Annotated in this window: 20 protein-coding genes; 10 read left to right on the forward strand and 10 right to left on the reverse strand. The window is 60.3% G+C overall.

All coding sequences use genetic code 11. From position 1 onward, the window contains the following. Positions 1 to 5 precede the first annotated feature (5 nt). From GIW48_RS04775 to GIW48_RS04785, 3 genes are read left to right on the forward strand one after another with little or no spacing between them, the layout of a single operon-like run. Positions 6 to 1,433: a di-heme oxidoreductase family protein gene (locus GIW48_RS04775; protein ID WP_236460395.1), complete on the forward strand. Its 1,428-nt coding sequence runs from the start codon at positions 6 to 8 to the stop codon at positions 1,431 to 1,433. Between the two features lie 31 nt (positions 1,434 to 1,464). Next, positions 1,465 to 2,529 (forward strand): imelysin family protein, encoded by a 1,065-nt coding sequence (locus tag GIW48_RS04780; RefSeq protein WP_017139758.1) that lies wholly within the window; start codon positions 1,465 to 1,467, stop codon positions 2,527 to 2,529. Positions 2,530 to 2,531: 2 nt separating this feature from the next. Continuing rightward, complete coding sequence (locus tag GIW48_RS04785; protein ID WP_026013899.1) at positions 2,532 to 3,632, forward strand: DUF1513 domain-containing protein; 1,101 nt, start codon at positions 2,532 to 2,534, stop codon at positions 3,630 to 3,632. A gap of 53 nt (positions 3,633 to 3,685) precedes the next feature. On the opposite strand, the gene GIW48_RS04790 is transcribed toward GIW48_RS04785, so the two are convergent. The 5 genes from GIW48_RS04790 to colR all read right to left on the reverse strand — a co-directional run bounded on the left by GIW48_RS04790 (position 3,686) and on the right by colR (position 7,457). Beyond that, the gene (locus tag GIW48_RS04790; protein WP_017139756.1) at positions 3,686 to 3,913 is read right to left on the reverse strand and encodes a hypothetical protein; all 228 of its coding nucleotides are present in this window, start codon (positions 3,911 to 3,913) and stop codon (positions 3,686 to 3,688) included. Further along, positions 3,910 to 4,629, reverse strand: coding sequence for a lipopolysaccharide kinase InaA family protein (locus tag GIW48_RS04795; protein WP_017139755.1), 720 nt, complete (start codon positions 4,627 to 4,629; stop codon positions 3,910 to 3,912). The genes GIW48_RS04790 and GIW48_RS04795 overlap by 4 nt, the downstream gene beginning before the upstream one ends. A 4-nt stretch (positions 4,630 to 4,633) precedes the next feature. Beyond that, positions 4,634 to 5,314, reverse strand: coding sequence for a class I SAM-dependent methyltransferase (locus tag GIW48_RS04800; protein WP_169985184.1), 681 nt, complete (start codon positions 5,312 to 5,314; stop codon positions 4,634 to 4,636). A 189-nt stretch (positions 5,315 to 5,503) separates the two neighbouring features. Beyond that, positions 5,504 to 6,784: a sensor histidine kinase gene (locus GIW48_RS04805; RefSeq protein WP_017139753.1), complete on the reverse strand. Its 1,281-nt coding sequence runs from the start codon at positions 6,782 to 6,784 to the stop codon at positions 5,504 to 5,506. Then, positions 6,774 to 7,457, reverse strand: a complete 684-nt coding sequence (gene colR, locus GIW48_RS04810; protein WP_003175870.1) for a two-component system response regulator ColR — start codon at positions 7,455 to 7,457, stop codon at positions 6,774 to 6,776. Before colR ends, GIW48_RS04805 begins: the two co-directional genes overlap by 11 nt. 200 nt (positions 7,458 to 7,657) lie before the next feature. Here colR and GIW48_RS04815 point away from each other — a divergent pair, with 200 nt between their 5' ends. From GIW48_RS04815 to GIW48_RS04830, 4 genes are all read left to right on the forward strand, one after another. Further along, positions 7,658 to 9,607 (forward strand): LTA synthase family protein, encoded by a 1,950-nt coding sequence (locus GIW48_RS04815; RefSeq protein WP_099549364.1) that lies wholly within the window; start codon positions 7,658 to 7,660, stop codon positions 9,605 to 9,607. A 77-nt stretch (positions 9,608 to 9,684) separates the two neighbouring features. Continuing rightward, entirely contained in the window at positions 9,685 to 10,380 is a 696-nt protein-coding gene (locus GIW48_RS04820) for a response regulator transcription factor (RefSeq protein WP_017139751.1), read from the forward strand. Further along, positions 10,373 to 11,668 (forward strand): sensor histidine kinase, encoded by a 1,296-nt coding sequence (locus GIW48_RS04825; RefSeq protein WP_236460396.1) that lies wholly within the window; start codon positions 10,373 to 10,375, stop codon positions 11,666 to 11,668. Before GIW48_RS04820 ends, GIW48_RS04825 begins: the two co-directional genes overlap by 8 nt. A gap of 321 nt (positions 11,669 to 11,989) precedes the next feature. Beyond that, entirely contained in the window at positions 11,990 to 12,367 is a 378-nt protein-coding gene (locus GIW48_RS04830) for a hypothetical protein (protein ID WP_138454142.1), read from the forward strand. Positions 12,368 to 12,561: 194 nt separating this feature from the next. On the opposite strand, the gene groL is transcribed toward GIW48_RS04830, so the two are convergent. The 5 genes from groL to GIW48_RS04855 all read right to left on the reverse strand — a co-directional run bounded on the left by groL (position 12,562) and on the right by GIW48_RS04855 (position 17,209). Further along, positions 12,562 to 14,208 carry a chaperonin GroEL gene (gene groL / locus GIW48_RS04835; protein ID WP_017139749.1) on the reverse strand — a complete coding sequence of 549 codons (1,647 nt, stop codon included), beginning with the start codon at positions 14,206 to 14,208 and terminating at the stop codon, positions 12,562 to 12,564. Between the two features lie 49 nt (positions 14,209 to 14,257). Continuing rightward, entirely contained in the window at positions 14,258 to 14,554 is a 297-nt protein-coding gene (locus tag GIW48_RS04840) for a co-chaperone GroES (RefSeq protein WP_017139748.1), read from the reverse strand. Positions 14,555 to 14,801: 247 nt separating this feature from the next. Continuing rightward, positions 14,802 to 15,278, reverse strand: coding sequence for an FxsA family protein (locus GIW48_RS04845; protein WP_236446496.1), 477 nt, complete (start codon positions 15,276 to 15,278; stop codon positions 14,802 to 14,804). A 66-nt stretch (positions 15,279 to 15,344) separates the two neighbouring features. Beyond that, positions 15,345 to 16,076, reverse strand: coding sequence for a HugZ family pyridoxamine 5'-phosphate oxidase (locus tag GIW48_RS04850; RefSeq protein ID WP_138813989.1), 732 nt, complete (start codon positions 16,074 to 16,076; stop codon positions 15,345 to 15,347). Positions 16,077 to 16,201: 125 nt separating this feature from the next. Beyond that, positions 16,202 to 17,209, reverse strand: a complete 1,008-nt coding sequence (locus GIW48_RS04855) for a DUF481 domain-containing protein (RefSeq protein WP_017139746.1) — start codon at positions 17,207 to 17,209, stop codon at positions 16,202 to 16,204. Positions 17,210 to 17,357: 148 nt separating this feature from the next. On the opposite strand from GIW48_RS04855, the gene GIW48_RS04860 reads away from it, so the two are divergent. From GIW48_RS04860 to GIW48_RS04870, 3 genes are all read left to right on the forward strand, one after another. Beyond that, complete coding sequence (locus GIW48_RS04860) at positions 17,358 to 17,720, forward strand: MGMT family protein (protein WP_099549362.1); 363 nt, start codon at positions 17,358 to 17,360, stop codon at positions 17,718 to 17,720. Positions 17,721 to 17,763: 43 nt separating this feature from the next. Continuing rightward, complete coding sequence (locus GIW48_RS04865) at positions 17,764 to 19,296, forward strand: AmpG family muropeptide MFS transporter (protein ID WP_017139744.1); 1,533 nt, start codon at positions 17,764 to 17,766, stop codon at positions 19,294 to 19,296. A gap of 272 nt (positions 19,297 to 19,568) precedes the next feature. Continuing rightward, the gene (locus tag GIW48_RS04870) at positions 19,569 to 21,284 is read left to right on the forward strand and encodes a proline--tRNA ligase (RefSeq protein WP_017139743.1); all 1,716 of its coding nucleotides are present in this window, start codon (positions 19,569 to 19,571) and stop codon (positions 21,282 to 21,284) included. The last annotated feature ends 16 nt before the right edge of the window (positions 21,285 to 21,300 follow it).

Here is a 21,300-nt window from a genome sequence, read left to right on the forward strand (position 1 = left end):
ACCCGATGGTCCGTTCGCCTCTTCGTCTGTGCGCAGCATTGATGGCCTTGAGCCTGACCGCCTGCGACGACGCCCCCAGGTTTACCAAGGCAGAGCCGGGTGAATCACGAGCGGGCGGCGCGACGACGGTGAACAAGCGCGACCAGAACGCGTTTTCCCTGCCTTCGGCCAACCTGGCGCCCACCCGTCGCCTGGATTTCAGCGTCGGCAACAGCTTCTTTCGCAGCCCCTGGGTGATTGCGCCGTCCACCACCACCGCGCGTGACGGTCTGGGCCCGTTGTTCAACACCAATGCTTGCCAGAACTGCCATATCAAGGACGGCCGTGGCCATCCGCCGCTGCCCGACGCACCGAATGCGGTGTCGATGCTGGTGCGCCTGTCGATCCCGCCTGCGCCCGCCGATGCCAGGCTTATCGAGCAGATCGGCGTGGTGCCCGAGCCGGTCTACGGTGGGCAACTGCAGGACATGGCCGTGCCAGGCGTGGCGCCTGAAGGCAAAGTGCGGGTCGACTACACGCCCGTCAACGTGACCTTCAAGGACGGCAGCGTGGTCGAGTTGCGCAAGCCAAATCTGCAAATCACCCAGCTGGGCTACGGCCCGATGCACGCCGAAACACTTTTCTCGGCGCGGATTGCGCCACCGATGATCGGCCTGGGCCTGCTCGAAGCCATCAGCGATGCCGACATCTTGCGCAACACCGACGCAAAAACCGCCGACAAGGAAGCCCTCATTGGTCGCGCCAATTGGGTCTGGGATGACGCGCAGCACCAAACCGTACTCGGGCGCTTTGGCTGGAAAGCCGGGCAACCCAACCTCAATCAACAAAATGTTCACGCGTTTTCTGGTGATATGGGCCTCACCACGTCCCTGAGACCCTTTGATGACTGCACCGCCGCCCAAGTCGCCTGCAAACAGGCGCCCAGTGGCAATGGCCCCGAGGGCGAGCCGGAAGTCAGCGATAACATCCTGCGCCTGGTGCTGTTCTACACCCGCAACCTCGCCGTGCCGGCGCGCCGTGACGTCAACACACCGCAGGTACTCGCCGGCAAAAACCTGTTCTACCAGGCCGGTTGCCAGGGTTGCCATAAGCCGACGTTCACCACGGCGGCCACGGCCGCCGAGCCTGAGCTGGCCAACCAGGTGATTCGCCCTTACAGCGACCTGTTGTTACACGACATGGGCGAAGGCCTGGCCGACCACCGCAGCGAGTTCAAGGCCGGCGGCCGCGACTGGCGCACGCCGCCGTTGTGGGGCATTGGCCTGACGCAGGCCGTAAGTGGTCATACCCAGTTTTTGCATGACGGCCGCGCCCGCAATCTGCTCGAAGCCGTGCTTTGGCATGGCGGCGAAGCGCAAGCGGCGCAGCAACATGTGTTGTCCTTTAATGCCGAGCAGCGTGCTGCGTTGCTGGCGTTCCTGAACTCTTTATAAGCATTGCCACAATTACAGTAGGGAGCTCGACATGTTCCGTCCCAAGTTGCTATTCACCAGCCTTGCCGCCCTCGCCCTCGGCGCCTGCTCGCCCCAGGACCCGCAGGCGGTGACCTCGGCGGCCATCGCCAAGCAAGTGATCCTGCCCACCTACAGCCGCTGGGTTGAAGCCGACCGCCAACTGGCCGTCAGCGCCCTCGCCTACTGCCAGGGCAAGGAAAGCCTGGAGACCGCCCGCGCCGACTTCCTGCACGCGCAAAAAGCCTGGGCTGAGCTGCAGCCGCTGCTGATCGGCCCGCTGGCCGAGGGCAACCGTTCGTGGCAAGTGCAGTTCTGGCCGGACAAGAAAAACCTGGTGGGCCGACAAGTCGAACAACTGGTCAGCGCCCAGCCGCAGATCGACGGCGCGGCCCTGGCCAAGTCCAGCGTGGTGGTGCAAGGCCTGTCGGCCTACGAATACATCCTCTACGACGCCAAGACCGACGTCGCCGACGAAGCCCAGAAAGCCCGTTACTGCCCACTGCTGGTGGCCATTGGTGAGCGTCAGAAAACCCTGGCCGAAGAGATCCTGGCAAGCTGGAACAGCACCGATGGCATGCTCGCGCAGATGACCAAGTTCCCGAACCAGCGCTACGCCGATTCCCACGAAGCCATCGCTGACCTGCTGCGCGTGCAAGTCACCGCACTGGATACCTTGAAGAAAAAACTCGGCACGCCGATGGGCCGCCAGACCAAGGGCATCCCGCAACCCTTCCAGGCCGATGCCTGGCGCAGCCAGTCGTCCCTGCAAAGCCTGCAAGCCAGCCTGGCGGCGGCGCAGACCGTGTGGGTCGGCGTCGACAACAAGGGCCTGCGCGGCCTGCTGCCGTCCGAGCAGAAGCCATTGGCCGACAAGATCGACGCCGCTTATGCAGCCTCGCTCAAGCTGTTCGCCAGCAACCAGCGCACGCTCAACGAATTGCTGGCCGACGATGCCGGGCGCCAACAGCTCAATGACATCTATGACAGCCTCAACGTGGTCCACCGCCTGCACGAAGGTGATTTGGCCAAGGCGCTGGGCATTCAACTGGGCTTTAACGCCAACGACGGTGACTGATGATGCTCAGGCGACAGGCTTTGGCGGTTGGCAGTGTGCTGCTCAGTGCACTCACTTTGGGTGGCTGGACGCTGTTCAAACAAAAGAAGCAGGCACCGCTGCTGCTGTCGGCACGCGATGATGCGGACGGCAAGCACTATGCCGTGGGTTTTCGCCTGGACGGCACGCAAGTGTTTGCCACCCAGGTCGGCCAGCGCTGCCATGACATCATCAACCACCCGATACTGCCGATTGCGCTGTTCGTCGCCCGTCGCCCGGGCACCGAGAGTTACCTGATCGACCTGCGTACTGGCACGCTGCTGCAAACCATCACCTCCAATGCCAATCGCCATTTCTATGGCCACGCGGTGATCCACAACAGCGGCGACTGGCTGTACGCCACCGAGAACGACACCTCCGACCCCGGCCGTGGCCTGCTCGGTGTGTACAGGTTCGAGGGCGAGCGGCTGGTGCACAGTGGCGAAATCTCCACCCATGGCATCGGCCCGCATCAAGTGTCATGGATGCCCGACGGCGAAACCCTGGTGGTGGCCAACGGCGGCATTCGCACCGAAGCCGAAAGTCGTGTGGAGATGAACCTCAACGCCATGGAACCGAGCCTGGTGCTGATGCACCGCGACGGCAGCCTGATCAGCAAGGAAACCCTGGACCAACAGATGAACAGCGTGCGGCATATGGGGATTGCCAGCGATGGCACAATCCTCACCGGGCAGCAGTTCATGGGGCCGTCCCAGGAGCGCTCCGAGTTGCTCGCGATCAAGCGCCCAGGGCAGCCGTTCGTGGCGTTCCCGGTGGCCGATGAGCAACTGCAAGCCATGGGGCATTACACCGCCAGCGTCGCCGTGCACAGCGAACTGCGTCTGGTCGCACTCACAGCGCCGCGGGGTAACAGGTTTTTTATCTGGGACATGGACAGCGGTGCGCTGCGCCTGGACGGACCGTTGCCCGACTGCGCCGGTGTAGGCGCTGTGGCGGATGGCTTTGTCGTCACCTCAGGCCAGGGCCGTTGCCGCTTCTACGATTGCCGCCAGCCGCAGTTGGTGGCCAAGCCGCTGGAGCTGCCCTCGGGGCTTTGGGACAACCACTTGCACCTGATAATTTGAGAAAAAAAAGGGCCTCGCATCGCAAGGCCCTTTTGTCGGGGGTGTGGAATCTTTCAACTCTGCGGCCTCATCCCTTGGGACATCCCGAACATGAACAACAGCAAGTCATGATCCGGCTTGGCCGCCACACTCGTCTTGGCAACACGTGGCAGCAGGCATTGCCCGCTACCCTGCGCCGCACTGAGCACCTGTGTGCGAGGTTGTTCCCACACAGCCAGCGCCAGGGCTGCAATGCCCAACGCGCCGACCAGGAACACACCTCGTGCTATTTCTAGCTTCATCTAGTTAAGCCCTTGATAGCGCTGCCAAACGCCGTCTCGTAAAAGTAGCTGAGTTTTTCCCAGTCGGTACTGTTCCACGACGAATGGCGACGCAGTTGCAGCATGTCATGGGAAGCGGCCCGATAAGCGGTCAACCGCTGGCGGCACTTTTCAAAATCCAGCAGCGCCACTTCCACGTTGGCCGAGTCGCCTTCGCCGGTCACTCGTACAAAAATGTGCTTGATGTACAGGCAACCATGTTGCCAGCGGCCCTTGTGCATGCGCGCCAGGGTGCCCGCCAATTCCTTGAGCATGCGCTCATGGAGCAACTCGCCGTACTGCTCACGGCCGCCGGCGGCGTACCAGTTTTCGATCTCGTCGAAACCGTCCAGGGACGCCGTGACCAACAAGGCTTTCCATTGGTGCTCGGGGTCACGGCGTGCGCCGCAGAACACCAGTTCCGGTACGCGTACATCCAGCGAACGCAGGCCTTTGAGGGCGTCACGTTCGCGCAACACGGTCGGGCGTCCGAACGGGTGAAGCCAACTGCGGTAGATATGACCGGTCTGACGCTTGCTGTAGAGCAAGCGGCCATTTGGGCTGACCACCCGCTGCACACCGCTTTCACCACCGCGTCGGCGGTTGGGTTCCTCGACCCACTCGCCCTGCTGACGCCAGAAAAAATCAAATCGTTCTTCGGGAGCTACGTGACTGCCTGATACGCACTCAACTGCCATCCTGTTACCTCTTACGCAATACATAGACTCGCCACATGGCGTAGAGCGGCATGAAGTCCAGGGATTCCTGGACCCGGAAACCGGCCTGCTCAAATTCTGCCTCGACAGTAGCAGCCGGTAACACAAACCGGTTTTGGTAACCTTCCTGCTCACCTTTCTTGCGACGCTTGGCTTCGGCGCGCTTGCGTTTCCACGCCTTGAAATTGCCATCCACCCACAACGAAATAATCACGCTGTCGCGGGTAACCCGCTGAAATTCTTTCAGTATTGCCAGCCTGTGCACCGGATCACCAATGTGGTGCATCAAGCGCATGCAAAAAATACTGTCGACCGAGTTATCGGGCAAATCGATATCAAAGGCAGACGTTTGCAAAGGCCGTACCCGCTTCACCACCTCCGCCGGCTGGGCGACGGTGGCAACTTTCAACATCGACTCCGAATTGTCAGCGCCGATAATCACACGGTTGGGCTTCTCCGCCAACAATGGCCAGAACCGCCCGGCACCGCAAGGCAGGTCCAGCACCAGGCCCGGCTCACCCGCCAGGGCCAACGCACCGCGCGCCAATTGCTCGTCGCGTTTGTGGGACAGCCGGCGAGCCAGATTGTCCTGATGCTTGAGCAAATAATTCTGCGCGTGCTGATCGTCGTACTTTTCGGAAAAATCGAGCTTGATTGGGGTAGACATCAACGGATCTCCAGTAGCTGATGCTTACAACCTTAAGCAGCAAACTGTGATCAACAGGTCAACCCGCTGTGAAAAACTTGTCCTGTCCAACCCCATACATTTCAAGACTTTACAGATACAAGCAGTGGCATGGGGCCATCTTCGCCGAAAAGCGGGGTATCTGCCGCAGGATAGCGGCAGGGAAAGTACTCAGGGTTTGACCTGGCTCAACTCGACATGGAAACGGCAGCCATTGGGCTCCATAGTACTCAGGCTGACGCTCCAGCCCTGGCTCTCGCAGATGCGTTGCACCAGCGACAAGCCCAGGCCGAGGCCTTCTCCGCGCTTCTCGCTGCCGCGCACAAAGGGCTCGAACATCGCTTCACGCTTGTCCTCGGGAATGCCCACCCCAGAGTCTTCGACGATAAAGCCACTCGGTTCCAGCGTGAGGCGGATAAAGCCCTGCTCGGTGTAGTGCAACGCGTTGCGCAGCAAGTTGCCCATCACGGCGTGCAAGAAGGTGGTGTTGTAGCGGGTATCCAGGGGATTGCCCGGGTTATAGATCAACTCAAGGCCCTTTTGCTCGATAGGCCCTCGCCAGATGCCGAGTAAGTCCTCCGCCACCTGCGTGACGTTGACCTGCGGCGACATGGCGGCATCATCGTGTTTGGCACGCGCCAGCATGAGGAAGGTTTGCACCAGCTCGCGCATTTCTTCGCACGCACGGGCGATTCGCAGCACTTGGTTGCGGCCACGCGGGTCAATAGCCGGGTTTTCCAACAGCAACTCGCAGGAACTGGCCAGTACCATCAACGGCGTGCGCAGTTCGTGGCTGACATCGCTGGTGAACAGCTGCTCACGGGACAAGGCCGCGCGCAGGCGGCCCAGGGTGGCGTCGAAAGCCACGGCCAACTCGCCGACTTCATCGGCGGCGTAGTCCGGAGCCAGCGGCGGCGCCAAGCCAAGCAATTGGTCACGATGGCGCACCTGGCGGGCCAGACGCACCACCGGCGCCATCACCTTGCGGGCCAGCACCCAACCAAGGAAAACCGCCAGTGCGAGGCTGAGCACAAAGCCCACCAGCACCACGGCAAACAGCACGCGCTCGCGCTCTTCGAAATCGCTTTGGTCTTGCAGCAACACATACCGTCGGCCATCCACCACTTCAACCATGGCGTGGTACGACAGCGATTCGCGGAATACTTCGTGAAAGCCCGGCTCCAGGTGCCGAAGGTCTTTGGGCAGCTCGAAATCCCCAGGGCCGCCGCTGAAGTAAAACAGCTGGTCGGGCTCGGGCCGGTGGCTCCAGTCCTCGACACTGTCCATCAGCAACAGGCGCTGCAGGTCGCCGCCCAGGCCGGCCGAAATCAGTTTTTCTTCCACCAGGTGCACGGTCGCAATGATGCCCATGGCGAAGGCCCCCGCCACCAACGCACTCATCAAGGCAAAGGCGATGATGATCCGCTGGGCAAGGCTTTGCTTAAACTCCATCACGGCCCTCGGCCAGGCGATAACCCACACCGTGTACCGTTTGCAGCAACGGCTTGGCGAACGGCTTATCGATCACCTGACGCAATTGGTGAACGTGGCTGCGCAGGCTGTCGCTGTCCGGGCAATCATCGCCCCACAGGGCTTCTTCGAGGATTTCGCGGCGCAGTACGTGCGGGCTTTTTTGCATCAACACGGCGAGCAGTTTCAGGCCCACCGGGTTGAGCTTGAGCAGGCGCCCTTCGCGGGTGACTTCCAGGGTATCAAGGTCGTAGCTCAAGTCACCGACTTGCAGGGCACGGCGCCCGCCGCCCTGGGCACGGCGCAAAACGGCTTCGATGCGCGCGGCCAGCTCGGACAAGGCAAAGGGTTTGAGCAGGTAGTCATCGGCGCCGGACTTGAAGCCCTGCAGCCGGTCATCCAATTGGTCGCGGGCGGTGAGCATGATCACCGGCGTATCGCGGCGGGCGTCTTCACGCAGACGTTTGCACAGCGTGTAGCCATCGATACCGGGCAGCATGATGTCGAGCACGATCAGGTCGTAATGCTCGGTGGCGGCCAGGTGCAGGCCCGACAAACCGTCCTGCGCGCAGTCCACGGTGTAGCCTTTTAGCCCCAGGTAATCGGCCAGGTTGGCCAGAATATCGCGGTTGTCTTCAACCAATAGAATTCGCATGGGCAGTGTCTCCGTACGCGGTAACGGCCTTGTTGGCTCGCGCAGCTTAAGGCCAAGTGTGGCTCAGGGATAGACCTTGAGGTCACGTCGATAAAGGTTTTCAACCAATTACATATTCCAACAAGTTTTTCACTATAGCTTCACAAACTGATTACAGTGTCAGGTCGAACATCGCGCCCATCGATATAAGGAATATGGACATGGGGTTTTTCAAAACAGCGCCTATGCGCTTTCTGCTGCTCGTCACCGCCACCTGGCTGGTGATTTTCCTGCTGACCCGCAGCGTGCTGCTGATCACCCATCTGGATGAAGTCGGTGGCAATTTGCTGCCGGTGTTTGGCGTGGGTTTGCTCTATGACCTGAGCTTCCTGGTGTATGCCGCCTTGCCGCTGGGCCTGTATCTGCTGCTGTGCCCGCCCGCGTTGTGGCGCCGCCGCGGCCATCGCTGGTTCCTGCAAGCGGTGCTCACCGTCAGCGTGTTCGCCATGCTGTTCACTGCGGTCGCTGAATGGTTGTTCTGGGATGAATTCGGTGTGCGCTTCAACTTCATTGCCGTCGACTACCTGGTGTATTCCAAGGAGGTGTTGAACAACCTGCTGGAGTCCTACCCGATCGGCAAGCTGCTCAGTTTGTTGGCGATGCTGGCGATAGTCGTGAGCCTTGCCCTGCGCAAGCCGTTCAATGCGGCGATGAACGCCCCGCTCCCAGCCATGCGCGGCCGCTTGCTGAATGCCCTGTGCCTGTTGGTAGCTGCCGGTCTGAGTGTGCAATTGATCAGCCAGAACAGCCCGCGTGCCCAAGGCGGCAATGCCTACATGAACGAATTGGCGAGCAACGGCCCCTACCAATTTTTTGCCGCCTTTCGCAATAACGAACTCGATTACACGCAGTTCTACAAAAGCCTGCCAACCGAAGTTGTCGCCAAACAGTTGCGCGCAGAACTCAGTGAACCCAATGCGCACTTTATCGGCACAGACCCGCTGGATATCCGCCGCACTATCGACAACCCAGGCACATTGCGTAAACCCAACATCGTGCTGGTGACCATCGAAAGCTTCAGCGCCAAATACATGGGCAGCAATGGCGATGAGAACAACCTGACGCCCAACCTCGATGCGCTGCGTAAACAAAGCCTGTACTTCAATAACTTCTATGCCACCGGCACCCGCACTGACCGTGGGCTGGAAGCGATCACCTTGGCGATTCCACCCACGCCCGGCCGCTCGATCGTCAAGCGCATTGGCCGTGAAAGCGGTTTCGCAAGCCTTGGCCAACAACTCGGTGCCGTCGGTTACGACAGCGTGTTCGTCTACGGCGGGCGCGGTTACTTCGACAATATGAACGCGTTTTTCAGCGGCAACGGTTATCGGGTCGTCGACCAGAGCAGTGTGCCGGAAGCGGAAATTTCGTTTAAGAACGCCTGGGGCATGGCTGATGAAGACCTCTACCGGCAAACCCTGAAACTCGCCGACGCCGACTACGCCAAGCAGCAACCCTTCCTGCTGCAACTGATGACCACGTCCAACCACCGTCCCTACACCTACCCGGACGGGCGCATTGATATCAAGTCCGGTAAAGGCCGTGACGGCGCCGTCAAATACACCGACCACGCTATTGGCGAGTTCCTCGACGCGGCACGCCAGAAACCCTGGTTCGATAACACGATCTTCGTGTTCGTCGCCGACCACACCGCCGGCAGCGCAGGCAAGGAAGACTTGCCGATCACCAACTACCAGATCCCGCTGTTCATCTATGCCCCCAAGCTGATCGAAGCCCGGGAAAGCGCACAACTGGCCAGCCAGATCGACCTTGCGCCGACCTTGCTGGGCCTGATCAACCTGAGCTACGAGTCGACCTTCTTCGGCCGCAACCTGTTGCAGGACAACCCGTTGCCACCGCGCGTGGTAGTCGGCAACTACCAGTATCTGGGTCTGTTTGACGGCAAGGACCTGGCCATTCTAAGCCCACGCCAAGGCCTGCGTCGCCACGATCAAGCCCTGGGTGAAAGCCAGGAGCTGCGTGTAGGCAGTGATGATCCGTTGATCCAACGCGCAATCACCTACTACCAAGCGGCCAGCTATGGCTACACCCAACAATTGCTGAGCTGGAAGGGACCGAAGGAAGTGCCCCCCGCAATCAGCGTACGCTGACAGCTGCGTTCTGGCCCTTGCCTACCACAGGGCAAGGGCGTGACACTTGCGCCATCCTCCGGCGATGGCGCCTTTGCATGTCCGACTCCCTGTTGCTGATTGAAGATGACCGCCCATTGGCCGCGCTGACGGCCGAGTTCCTGCGCGCGGAGGGTTTTACCGTCGCCGTGGAGCACCGTGGTGATCGCGCCGCACAGCGCATTCTTGATGAAAAACCGGCACTGTTGATCCTCGATGTCATGTTGCCGGGCATCGACGGTTTTACCCTGTGCCGCCAGATTCGCGACAGCTACCCCGGGCTGATCCTGATGATGACCGCGCTGGATGAAAACGCCGAGCAATTAACCGGATTCGACGTGGGCGCCGACGACTACGTGGTCAAACCCGTCGACCCGCTGCTGTTGCTGGCCAGGGTGCGCTCGTTGCTGCGTCGTCACCGCCAGGCGCCCAATGCGTCTTATCAGTGGGGTGCGTTTCGGTTGGACCTTAATAGCCATTTCGCCTGGCTCGACGGTACGCCATTGCAATTCTCGGTGGCCGAGTTCGAACTGCTGGCGATTTTCGCCCGCCATAGCGGCGTGTTACTGACCCGCGAGAAACTCCTGCAAAGCTTACGCGGCCTGGAATACGACGGGCTTAACCGCTCCATTGATATGCGTGTGTCGCGCCTGCGCAAAAAGCTGATGACCCTGGCCTGCCCGGTGACCATCCAGACCATCACGGCCCAAGGCTACCTGTTTGTCGAAATCCCCCAGGCGGCCCAGCATGTTTAAACTGCGCCCCTGGATGGTGGCCGTGGCGGGCGCGGGCTGGACGAGCTTGACCCTTTATCTGTTGTGGCTGTGCACCAACGCCTCGGTGTTTGTCGGCGAGGACAGTTTTTTGCGTTTGATGGCCGGCCCAGGCTATTTGGTGGCCGAGCAGCTCAAAGGCTTGCCTGCCGAGAAACGTGAAGCGCGCATGGACATCCTGCGCGCGCACTTCCAGTACCCGGTAGAGCTGATCCCCTATGACGACGTCGAACTGCCGCCCGAAGCCATGGTCATGCTCGAACACCAGCAGCCGGCACTGAACAGCGACGAAGACATCAGCTACTTCCCGCTGGACGACGAAACCGTGATCCGATTCGGCCCTATGTGGGGTAGTGCCGAGGTCAAGGACCTGCTGAAATTTCCGATTTTCTGGATGACCGCCTGTGTCGCCGGCTTGCCGGTTTTGCTGTTGCTCGGCCTCGGTTTGCGTGCGTACCGACGGCATAACAAAGACCTGGCCACACTCAACACGTGCCTGGGCACGCTGGCACGTACGCCAAACGTGATGCTGCCCGCCCTGGGCAAGGAATGGACGCCGTTGCTGCTGACCTTGCAACAGCATGCGCGGGACATCAGCGCCATGAGCGAACGCCATCGCGAAGTCTCTCAAGCCGTCTCCCACGAACTGCGCACACCGCTGGCGCGCATGCGTTTCGCCCTTACGTTGCTGAGCAAGAGCGAAGACCCGCCGACCCGCGCACGCCTTCAGGAGCGCTTGCAAACCGATGTCGAAGAACTCGAAGCCCTGGTTCGCGCCAGCTTGGCCTTTGCGCGAATGGCCGGCGCGCCGACCGATTTGCAGCACGAACCCATCAACCTGCGTGATTGGCTGCACCAGGAGTTCGCCTTACTGGATGGGCACCACCGTCAATTAAGCCTGGAAACCGAGCCTGCACAGCTTGAACTGATCGGCGACCGTGCCCTGCTGCACTTGATCGTGCGCAACCTCTTGAGCAACGCCATCACCTATGCGCGTAATCGAGTGTGCGTGAGCGCCACCTATCAGGGCGAGCAGCACTTGGTGCTGCATGTCGACGATGATGGCCCCGGTATATTGGCGGAGAACCGTGAAAAGATTTTCGAGCCTTTTGTGCGGCTTGCCATGGGCGGCGACGAACCCAGTGGCTTCGGCCTCGGCCTGGCGCTGGCCAAGCGCGCAACCCAGTGGCACCACGGTGAGTTGTCGGTAACCCGCAGCCCGCTGGGCGGCGCACGCATGAGCCTGATACTGCCGTTGCGCCCTCTTTAGAGCCATGCCTTTCAAGGTCTTTGGGCTGATGCGTTCAAGTAAGTCGAGTCAGAAATCGCACTGGAGAAAAGTAACCCGTGGCGAGCAGGCTTGCCCTGCGTTGGGCTGCGCAGCAGCCCCAGTCCGTTATAACTGGCTCACCGAGTCGCCTGATTTGGGGCGGCTTCGCCACCCAACGCAGGGCAAGCCTGCTCGCCACAGTGACAGTGTTCGTCCTTATTGAAGGGTATCGCCGGTTGTAGCGCTGTTACAGCCTGTGACAGCGCAGCCTGCGCATCGCCCGTAACCTCGCCAACTGAATCCCGGTTGGAGAGCCCTGTCATGCATCCCCGTAAGAAGCATTTGCCCACCTTGATGCTGTCGCTGTGCATCGTTGCCGGCGTGTTCGTGCCCGGTAATGCGTCGGCCTCGCGCCTGGCGGTTACGGACAAGCCATCACCACGGATGGAAGACAAACACGCTGGCGATCACACCGCCAATACGGCACGTCGGCCAACGGCGCAGGATGCGCTCCTCACCCCGCCACCTCGGAGGTGGCCCCGAGCCGCCGGCGTTGAGAAACTCACGCACCTGCCTGTCCCTGGCCCACTCAACCAAGCTGCTGCACCGCAACCCGTGGCACTTATGCCGGCTGCCCAAGTAACCCTGGCAAGGGGCATGACCTTCAGGAAGCTGTTGCGACGTCGTACATTGGGTTGAGATCAACACAGGCAGCCATGTGGGAGCCGGGCTTGCCCGCGATGCAGGCGACTCGGTATGTCTGGTGCACCGAGGTGATGCCATCGCAGGCAAGCCAGCTCCCACATGGGTTCTCCTGCATTTTGAATACTGCACAAAAAAGCCCCGCCTGCATCACTGCAGGCGGGGCTTTTTAATAGCTGGGTAAGGCTGGCTTACATCATGCCGCCCATGCCACCCATGCCGCCCATGTCTGGCATACCGCCGCCAGCTGCGCCTTCAGCCTTTGGCTTGTCAGCGATTGCAGCTTCGGTAGTCAGGATCAGGCTACCGATCGAGGCCGCTGCTTGCAGCGCGGAACGAGTCACCTTGGTAGGGTCCAGGATGCCCATTTCGATCATGTCGCCGTATTCGCCAGTCGCAGCGTTGTAACCGTAGTTACCTTTGCCGTTCTTGACTTCGTTGACCACAACGCTTGGCTCGTCGCCGGAGTTGGCAGCGATCTGACGCAGCGGCGCTTCAACGGCGCGACGCAGAACAGCGATACCGACGTTCTGGTCAGCGTTGTCGCCGGTCAGATCAGCCAGTGCTTCCAGAGCGCGGATCAGCGCAACGCCACCGCCAGGTACCACGCCTTCTTCAACGGCTGCACGGGTTGCGTGCAGGGCGTCTTCAACGCGGGCTTTCTTCTCTTTCATTTCAACTTCGGAACCGGCGCCAACCTTGATCACTGCAACGCCGCCGGACAGCTTGGCCAGACGCTCTTGCAGTTTTTCACGGTCGTAGTCGGACGAAGTCTCGGCAACCTGGGCACGGATCTGAGTGATGCGAGCCTGGATGTCCTGCTCAACGCCAGCACCGTCAACGATGATGGTGTTTTCTTTGGAGATGGTCACGCGCTTGGCGCTACCCAGGTTTTCCAGGGTGGCGCTTTCCAGGCTCAGGCCGATCTCTTCGGAGATAACGGTACCGCCGGTCAGAACGGCGATGTCCTGCAGCATGGCCTTGCGACGGTCGCCGAAGCCTGGCGCCTTGACGGCGGCGACTTTAACGATGCCACGCATGTTGTTCACAACCAGAGTCGCCAGGGCTTCGCCTTCAACGTCTTCGGAAACGATCAGCAGTGGGCGGCCGGCTTTGGCAACGGCTTCCAGCACTGGCAGCATTTCGCGGATGTTCGAGATCTTTTTGTCGACCAGCAGGATCAGCGGGCTGTCCAGCTCGGCAACCATGGTCTCAGGCTTGTTGACGAAGTACGGGGACAGGTAGCCACGGTCGAACTGCATGCCTTCTACAACCGACAGTTCGTTTTCCAGGCCAGTGCCTTCTTCAACGGTGATCACGCCTTCTTTACCGACTTTTTCCATGGCTTCGGCAATGATGTCGCCGATGGAGTTGTCGGAGTTGGCGGAGATGGTGCCTACCTGAGCGATAGCCTTGGTGTCGGCGCATGGCTTGGACAGCTTTTTCAGCTCAGCAACGATGGCGATGGTCGCCTTGTCGATGCCGCGCTTGAGGTCCATCGGGTTCATGCCGGCAGCGACGGCCTTGTAGCCTTCGTTGACGATGGCCTGAGCCAGTACGGTAGCGGTGGTGGTGCCGTCGCCTGCGTCATCGTTGGCACGGGAGGCAACGTCTTTGACCAGCTGCGCGCCCATGTTTTCGAAACGGTCTTCCAGTTCGATTTCTTTGGCTACCGAAACGCCGTCCTTGGTGATGGTCGGAGCGCCGAAGCTCTTCTCGATAACCACGTTACGGCCTTTAGGACCCAGGGTCGCTTTTACCGCGTCGGCCAGGATGTTGATACCGGTGAGCATTTTCTTGCGGGCGGAATCGCCGAATTTAACTTCTTTAGCAGCCATGATCGATATTCCTTAAATACTTTGTAGTAACGGGAAAATGAGCGGGGAATCAGTCTTCCAGAACGGCGAGAATCTCGTTCTCAGCCATGACCAGCAGGTCTTCGCCGTCGACTTTCACAGTGTTGCTGCCGGAGTAAGGGCCGAAAACAACCTTGTCACCCACTTTTACGGCCAGCTCACGTACTTGACCGTTTTCCAGCGTCTTGCCCGGGCCTGCAGCGAGAATCACACCGTGGTTGGCTTTTTCAGCAGCCGAACCTGGCAGAACGATACCGCCAGCGGTTTTCTTTTCTTCTTCGCTGCGACGGATTACGACGCGGTCGTGCAGAGGACGAAGCTTGCTCATTGTCGATCTCTCCTAATTGTGTTTTTCATCGGCCGGTATCGATACCGGCAAGTTGTATTCCGGCGGTGCCGGTCGCGCCTCGCCAAGCAAGACGCGGAAGTCTGTCTGGTGTCGCCACCAGAAACCTTGCGGTGACCGTTACATAAGGGCGCATAAGCTTATTACAAGAGGCCGCGACGGAAATTTTTTACGAATGCCGGGCGGCAAAAGCAGCACGGCACCCAAAGGCGCCGTGCAGGTCATGCGGTTATTTGCTGTCGCGGTGTTCGAACTCGCCTTCGATCACATCCCCTTCACGCCCCAACGGCTGGCGTGGCGCCGGGCCGCCACGGGGTTGCAGGTCATCGGCGAAGGCACGCTGGCGGATCGCCGCTTCTTCAGCACGCTGGCGCATCTTGCCGGCCAGCAGCTTGCGGGTGAACGGCAGCAGCATGACCATGCCGACCACGTCGCTGATAAAGCCTGGCAGGATCAACAGGCCACCGGCCAAGGCCATCATCAGGCCTTCAAGCATGGTCTGAGCAGGCAGTTCGCCGCGGTTCAGGCTTTCACGCGCACGCAGCGCCGTGGCCAGGCCGGCGACGCGCAGCACCAGGACGCCGAGCATCGAGCCGAGAATAATCAGCAACAGTGCCGGGAAAAACCCGATGGCACTGCTGACTTGAACAAATACGAACAGCTCCAACACCGGGAACAGCAGAAAGAGCAATAAAAAAGGGCGCATCAAATGGTTCCTCAACGCAAGAATGCCTTGCCAGTCCACCTTAAATGACGTCGCCGTTTCGTGAATTCAAGCGCTGACGGCTTCTTTTTTCGGCCAGACCTCAGCGTGAGCCAATGAAACCAGGGCTTCGCGCACTTGTGTCGGCGTGTTGCAAGGCTCGGCAAACGGCAGCCAATACAAGGACTGGCCGATACGCAGGTGCATGCCTTCGCTGTCGATACCGGCCAGTTGCGCAGGTTCGGTGGTCGGCAGGCCGGTCAGCTCGACATAGTGGGCGATGGCCTTGGTGTGGTCGCTGTTCATGTGCTCGATCATGCTGCGCTCGGCTTTGCCCGCAAACGGGTTGGCCAGGGTGAGCTGGTCGACCCAGTGAATCGCGCCAAAGCCGCCGATGTAACGGTGACGCACCGGTTTGAGCACCCAGAAGTCGAAATCGTGGGCCTTGTGGTAGTTGGCCGAATCCGGGAAGTAGCGGTAATAGCGCTCGGCGGCGGCTTCAATCGCAGCCTCATCCTCAAGTTTTTCGGCTTCGGCCAGATAGGTCAGGCGCCCTACCGCTTGCACGTCATCGGCTTCGCGCTCACCCACCAGCAGCGAGCACTTGGGGTCTTTCTGCAGGTTGTGGGTGTGCTGGGCGATGCGGCTGATCAGGATGATCGGCTGGCCCTGCGCGTCGAGGCAGTACGGCACCACTGAGCCGAAGGGAAAACCCGGCATGGCTTTGGACAATGTGGAGAGCGCTCCACGGTATTCCTTGAGCAACAGCTCTCGGGCGTTCTTGGCAACCTGCGTGCTCACGGTATGACTCCTCGGGTGTTCAGCCGCCCACAGCCTATGGCGTCTATGGGAATGAATCTCAACACAAGGTAATCAATATCGGCGCGGGTTGCCAGAGTGTCCGTTGCTGGTTTTACCGGGCTGCTTTACCAGGCGACGCCGAAGCCTGCGGTGTAACGGGTCTTGTCCAAGCTGCTTTGCGATTCGCCATTAATGATGTCGCGCTCGGCCTTGAGGTTGAGCGACGCCCACTCGGTGACTTTGTAGCGCAGGCCCATTTCCGCATCCAGGGAGTAATCGGACGGCCCGGCCAGCGGCTTGCCCACTTCACCGTTGGTGAAGAATTCCACGGTCTTGCCCACCAAGTAGCGGTTGTAGCTCCACTTCATGGCCAGGGAATAGAAGTTGCTCTTGCGATCGTCCGAATACTGGTAATCGGTGCGGTTGACCAGCGAGCCGAGGGAGAACGCGCCCAGCTCATCGTCCCAGAACTGGTAGCCAGGGCCAGTACCGACGGTGCGCTGGCGGGACAGGTCTTCAACCTTGTCACGCTTGTAGGTCAGGCGGCCCTGCCAGTACCAATGCTCGGTGATGAAGCGGTCCAGGTCATATTCGAGCGACCAGTTGTCGGTGGTGGTCACGTCATCCTGGAACTCGCGGTTGTATTCGCCCTGGGCGGTATGCCGCCACTGGCCGTGACGCGCGGTGGTCTTGAAGTCGATGTCGTAGTCGTTGGTGTCCTTGTCGGCGCGTTTGTAGTCCAGCGCCAGGTCGACATTGCCCTTCCACACCAGGTCTTCGATCACAGGCTTTGGCTTGATGATCTGCTGGATGCTGGCCAAGTCCACGGTTTTCGGCGCTTCGCCATTGGTCAGGGTGACCTTGCCATCCTCCGCCGCTTTCAGGGATTTGGCCTTTTCACCGGTGTAAGCGTCCTGCTTGACCAGCAGTTCCTGGTCGCTTTCCAGGGTCTTGACCTGCTTCCAATCCACCGGGATGGCCCCTGCGTAGTTGGTCTGAATCAGCAATTTGCCACCGTCGAAGACTTTGATCTTGCCGGTCAGGCGGTCACCGTTCTTCAACCAGATGGTGTCGGCGAGCAGGGGCGTGGAGGCGCTGAGAACAGCAAGGCAGAGCAGGGTTCTGGACAACATAAGCGAATTCGAGGCTCGAAAATGGCGAAAAAGGGGCGTTATCGTGTTAGATAGCTTGGACTGACTCAAGGATTTATATTGAGTTCAATTCTCAACGGCATGATTACAGACGTTTCTTACAAAAACACCTCTTTATAAAGACGCGGCGATGCCCACACCTCACTCACCCGAAGACGCCCCCCAAAGCCCCGCAGACATGCGCCGAACGGCCCTGTACCTGACCCTGGCGCAAGTGCCCGAAGGTTGCGTGGTGAGTTACGGCGAGTTGGCGCACCTGGCCGGCCTGGGCCGCGCTGCCCGCTGGGTCGGGCGCACGCTCAGCCAACTGCCGGAGGACACCCGTCTGCCCTGGCATCGGGTATTGGGTGCCGGTGGTCGGATAAGTCTGCCGGTGGGCAGCGCTTCAGGCGACGAACAACGTGCGCGTTTGCGCAGTGAAGGCGTCAGTATCCTGAACAATCGCGTTGATATTCAGCGTCATGGCTGGCGCCCGGTAGAGCACAGCGGTTAGAGTGCGCGCTTTGTTTCCGCAAATCTGAGGCAGACTCCAGCCCATGCCCCGTAAAACCTGGCGCGCCGCGCTCGCCGCCTATGCCAGCCCTTCGACGTTAGTCCTGTTGTTGCTCGGCTTCGCCGCCGGCTTGCCTTACATGTTGGTGTTTTCGACGCTATCTGTGTGGTTGCGCGAGGCCGGTGTGGCCCGCGAGACCATCGGCTATGCGAGCCTGATCGGCCTGGCCTATGCGTTTAAATGGGTCTGGTCGCCGCTGCTCGACCAATGGCGCCTGCCGCTGCTCGGCAAACTGGGACGACGTCGCTCCTGGCTGGTACTTGCCCAGACGCTGGTGATCCTCGGGTTGATCGGCATGGGTTTCTGCGACCCGCAAAAGCACTTGTCCTGGCTGATCGCCATTGCCGTTATCGTAGCCTTTGCCTCCGCCACCCAAGACATTGCGGTAGACGCCTATCGCCTGGAAATAGCCGACGACAGCCGCCAGGCCGCGCTGGCTGCCAGCTATATGTCCGGCTATCGCATCGCCGCACTGCTGGCCACCGCCGGCGCGCTGTTCTTTGCCGAAGGTTTCGGTTCCACCGGCTTCAACTATAAACACTCGGCCTGGACCGGTACTTACGTGCTGTTCGGCGTGCTGATGATCCCGGCACTGCTGACCACCTTCTTCATGCGTGAACCCGATGTGCCACTGCGCACCCAATTGCAGGCCGGGCGCTACAGCTTTGCGCATCAGCTTGTCTCGGTCTTTGTGCTGATCGTGCTGTTGGTGTCGGTCCCGGCGATGTTCACCCAGTTGTACAACACCGATTTCGCCAGCGTGCTGTTCCACGGCGTGAGCCTGTGGGAGCTGCTGATGGAAGATCGCGCGTTCCTGCGCGCCATCCTGTACATCATCCTCACTACCCTGTGCCTCTCGGCCATGGGCCGCCGGGGTTTGGCACCGGTGCTGACGCCGGTCAACGACTTTATCCTGCGGTATCGCTGGCAGGCGCTGCTGCTGCTCGGGCTGATTGCGACCTATCGCATGTCCGACACGGTAATGGGCGTGATGGCCAACGTGTTCTACATCGACCAGGGCTTTACCAAGGACCAGATCGCCGGGGTCAGCAAGATCTTCGGCCTGATCATGACCCTGCTCGGCGCCGGTATGGGCGGCCTGTTGATTGTGCGCTTCGGCATCTTGCCGATCCTGTTTATCGGCGGCATTGCCTCGGCGGCCACCAACCTGCTGTTCGTGATGCTTGCCGACATGGGCCCGGACCTGCAGATGCTGATCTTCACCATCTCCCTGGATAACTTCAGTTCGGGCCTGGCCACTTCGGCGTTTGTCGCCTACCTGTCGAGCCTGACCAACCTCAAGTTCTCCGCCACCCAATACGCGCTGCTCAGCTCGATCATGCTGTTGCTGCCGCGCCTGATTGGTGGCTACTCGGGCGTGATGGTAGAGAAGTTCGGTTATCACAACTTCTTCATCATCACTTGCCTGCTGGGTGTGCCGACGCTGTTCCTGATTGCGCTGCACTGGTTTCAGGAAAGCCGACGGGCGCGGTTGAATCCTCCCGCAGAAGACTGACCCACCTCAGCCAATGTGGGAGCTGGCTGGTTGTGGCGAGCAAGCTTGCTTGCGCTGGGGTGCGAAGCGCCCCCAAAATGCCGGTGACTGCTGCGCAGTCAAACGGAAGCAAGCTCCCTCGCCACAGCAAGCGCCCTCTCCATAGCAAGCCAGCTCCCACACACGCTCTACTCCACCAGAAACACCGCCACGACCTCACGCCTGTACTCCAGCGACAACCGCCCGTACAATCCCAAGTCATTTCAAGTCCAAGCAACCGACAACGGCCTACCATGCGTACCAGTCAATATTTGCTCGCCACACAGAAAGAAACGCCTTCCGACGCGGTTGTGATCAGCCATCAGCTGATGCTGCGCGCCGGCATGATCCGCAAACTGGCCTCCGGCCTGTACACCTGGCTGCCCATGGGCTTGAAGGTGATGCGCAAGGTCGAAGCCATCGTTCGCGAAGAAATGAACGCCGCCGGCTCTCTGGAAGTGTTGATGCCGAGCACCCAACCGGCTGAGCTGTGGCAGGAATCCGGGCGCTGGGAAGAGTACGGCCCTGAGTTGCTGCGCTTCAAGGACCGTCATGGCCGCGATTTCTGCGCCGGCCCGACCCATGAAGAAGTGATCACTGACCTGATGCGCAACGAGTTGAGCAGCTACAAGCAGCTGCCGTTGAACCTGTATCAGATCCAGACCAAGTTCCGTGACGAAATTCGCCCACGCTTCGGTTTGATGCGCGGCCGCGAATTCATCATGAAAGACGCCTACTCGTTCCACGCCGACCAGGCGTCCCTGCAGGCCACCTACGACCGCATGCACACCGCCTACTGCAACGTGTTCACGCGCCTGGGCCTGAAGTTCCGTCCGGTTGAAGCGGACAACGGCTCCATCGGCGGCGCCGGCTCCCACGAGTTCCACGTGCTGGCCGAGTCCGGCGAAGACGATATCGTGTTCAGCAACGGTTCCGACTACGCGGCGAACATCGAGAAAGCCGAAGCCGTGCCACGGGAAACGTCCCGCGCCGCACCGGCTGAAGAACTGCGCCTGGTGGACACGCCAGAGACCAAGACCATCGCGGCCCTGGTGGAAAAATTCAATCTGCCGATTGAAAAGACCATCAAGACCCTGATCGTGCGCGCCGAAGAAGAAGGCAAGCTGATCGCCCTGGTGATCCGTGGCGACCACGAACTCAACGAAATCAAGGCTGCCCAGCAACCTGGCGTGGCCAGCCCGCTGGTCATGGCCACCGATGCCGAACTGCGCGACGCCATTGGCGCCGGTGCTGGTTCGCTGGGCCCGCTGAACCTGCCGTTGCCGATCATCATCGACCGTTCGGTCGAGCTGATGAGCGACTTCGGTATCGGCGCCAACATTGATGACAAGCACTACTTCGGCGTGAACTGGGAGCGTGACTTGCCGGTTCCGACCGTGGCCGACCTGCGTAACGTGGTGGCCGGTGACCCAAGCCCGGATGGCAAGGGCACCCTGGAAATCAAGCGCGGCATCGAAGTCGGGCACATCTTCCAGTTGGGCAACAAGTACAGCAAGGCGATGAAGTGCGAAGTGCTGGGCGAGAACGGCAAGCCGATCACCCTGGACATGGGCTGCTACGGCATTGGCGTATCGCGCGTGGTTGCCGCTGCCATCGAGCAGAACAACGACGAGAAAGGCATCATCTGGAGCGACGCCCTGGCACCGTTCCAGATCGCCCTGGTACCGCTGCGCTACGACAACGAGCAAGTGCGCGAAGCCACCGACAAACTGTATGCCGAACTGACGGCTGCCGGTTTTGAAGTGCTGCTCGATGACCGAGACAAGAAAACCAGCCCGGGCATCAAGTTCGCCGACATGGAACTGATTGGCATCCCGCACCGTATCGTGGTCAGTGACCGCGGCCTGGCGGATGGCAATCTGGAATACAAGAGCCGGACCGAAGCCGAAGCCCAACCGTTGCCGGTGGCTGACGTGCTGTCTTTCCTTCAGGCGCGTATTCGTCGCTGAAAACCAGATCAAGAGA

The sequence above is a fragment of the Pseudomonas sp. PA-6-3C genome, from assembly GCF_021605825.1.
Lineage (GTDB): Bacteria > Pseudomonadota > Gammaproteobacteria > Pseudomonadales > Pseudomonadaceae > Aquipseudomonas > Aquipseudomonas edaphica.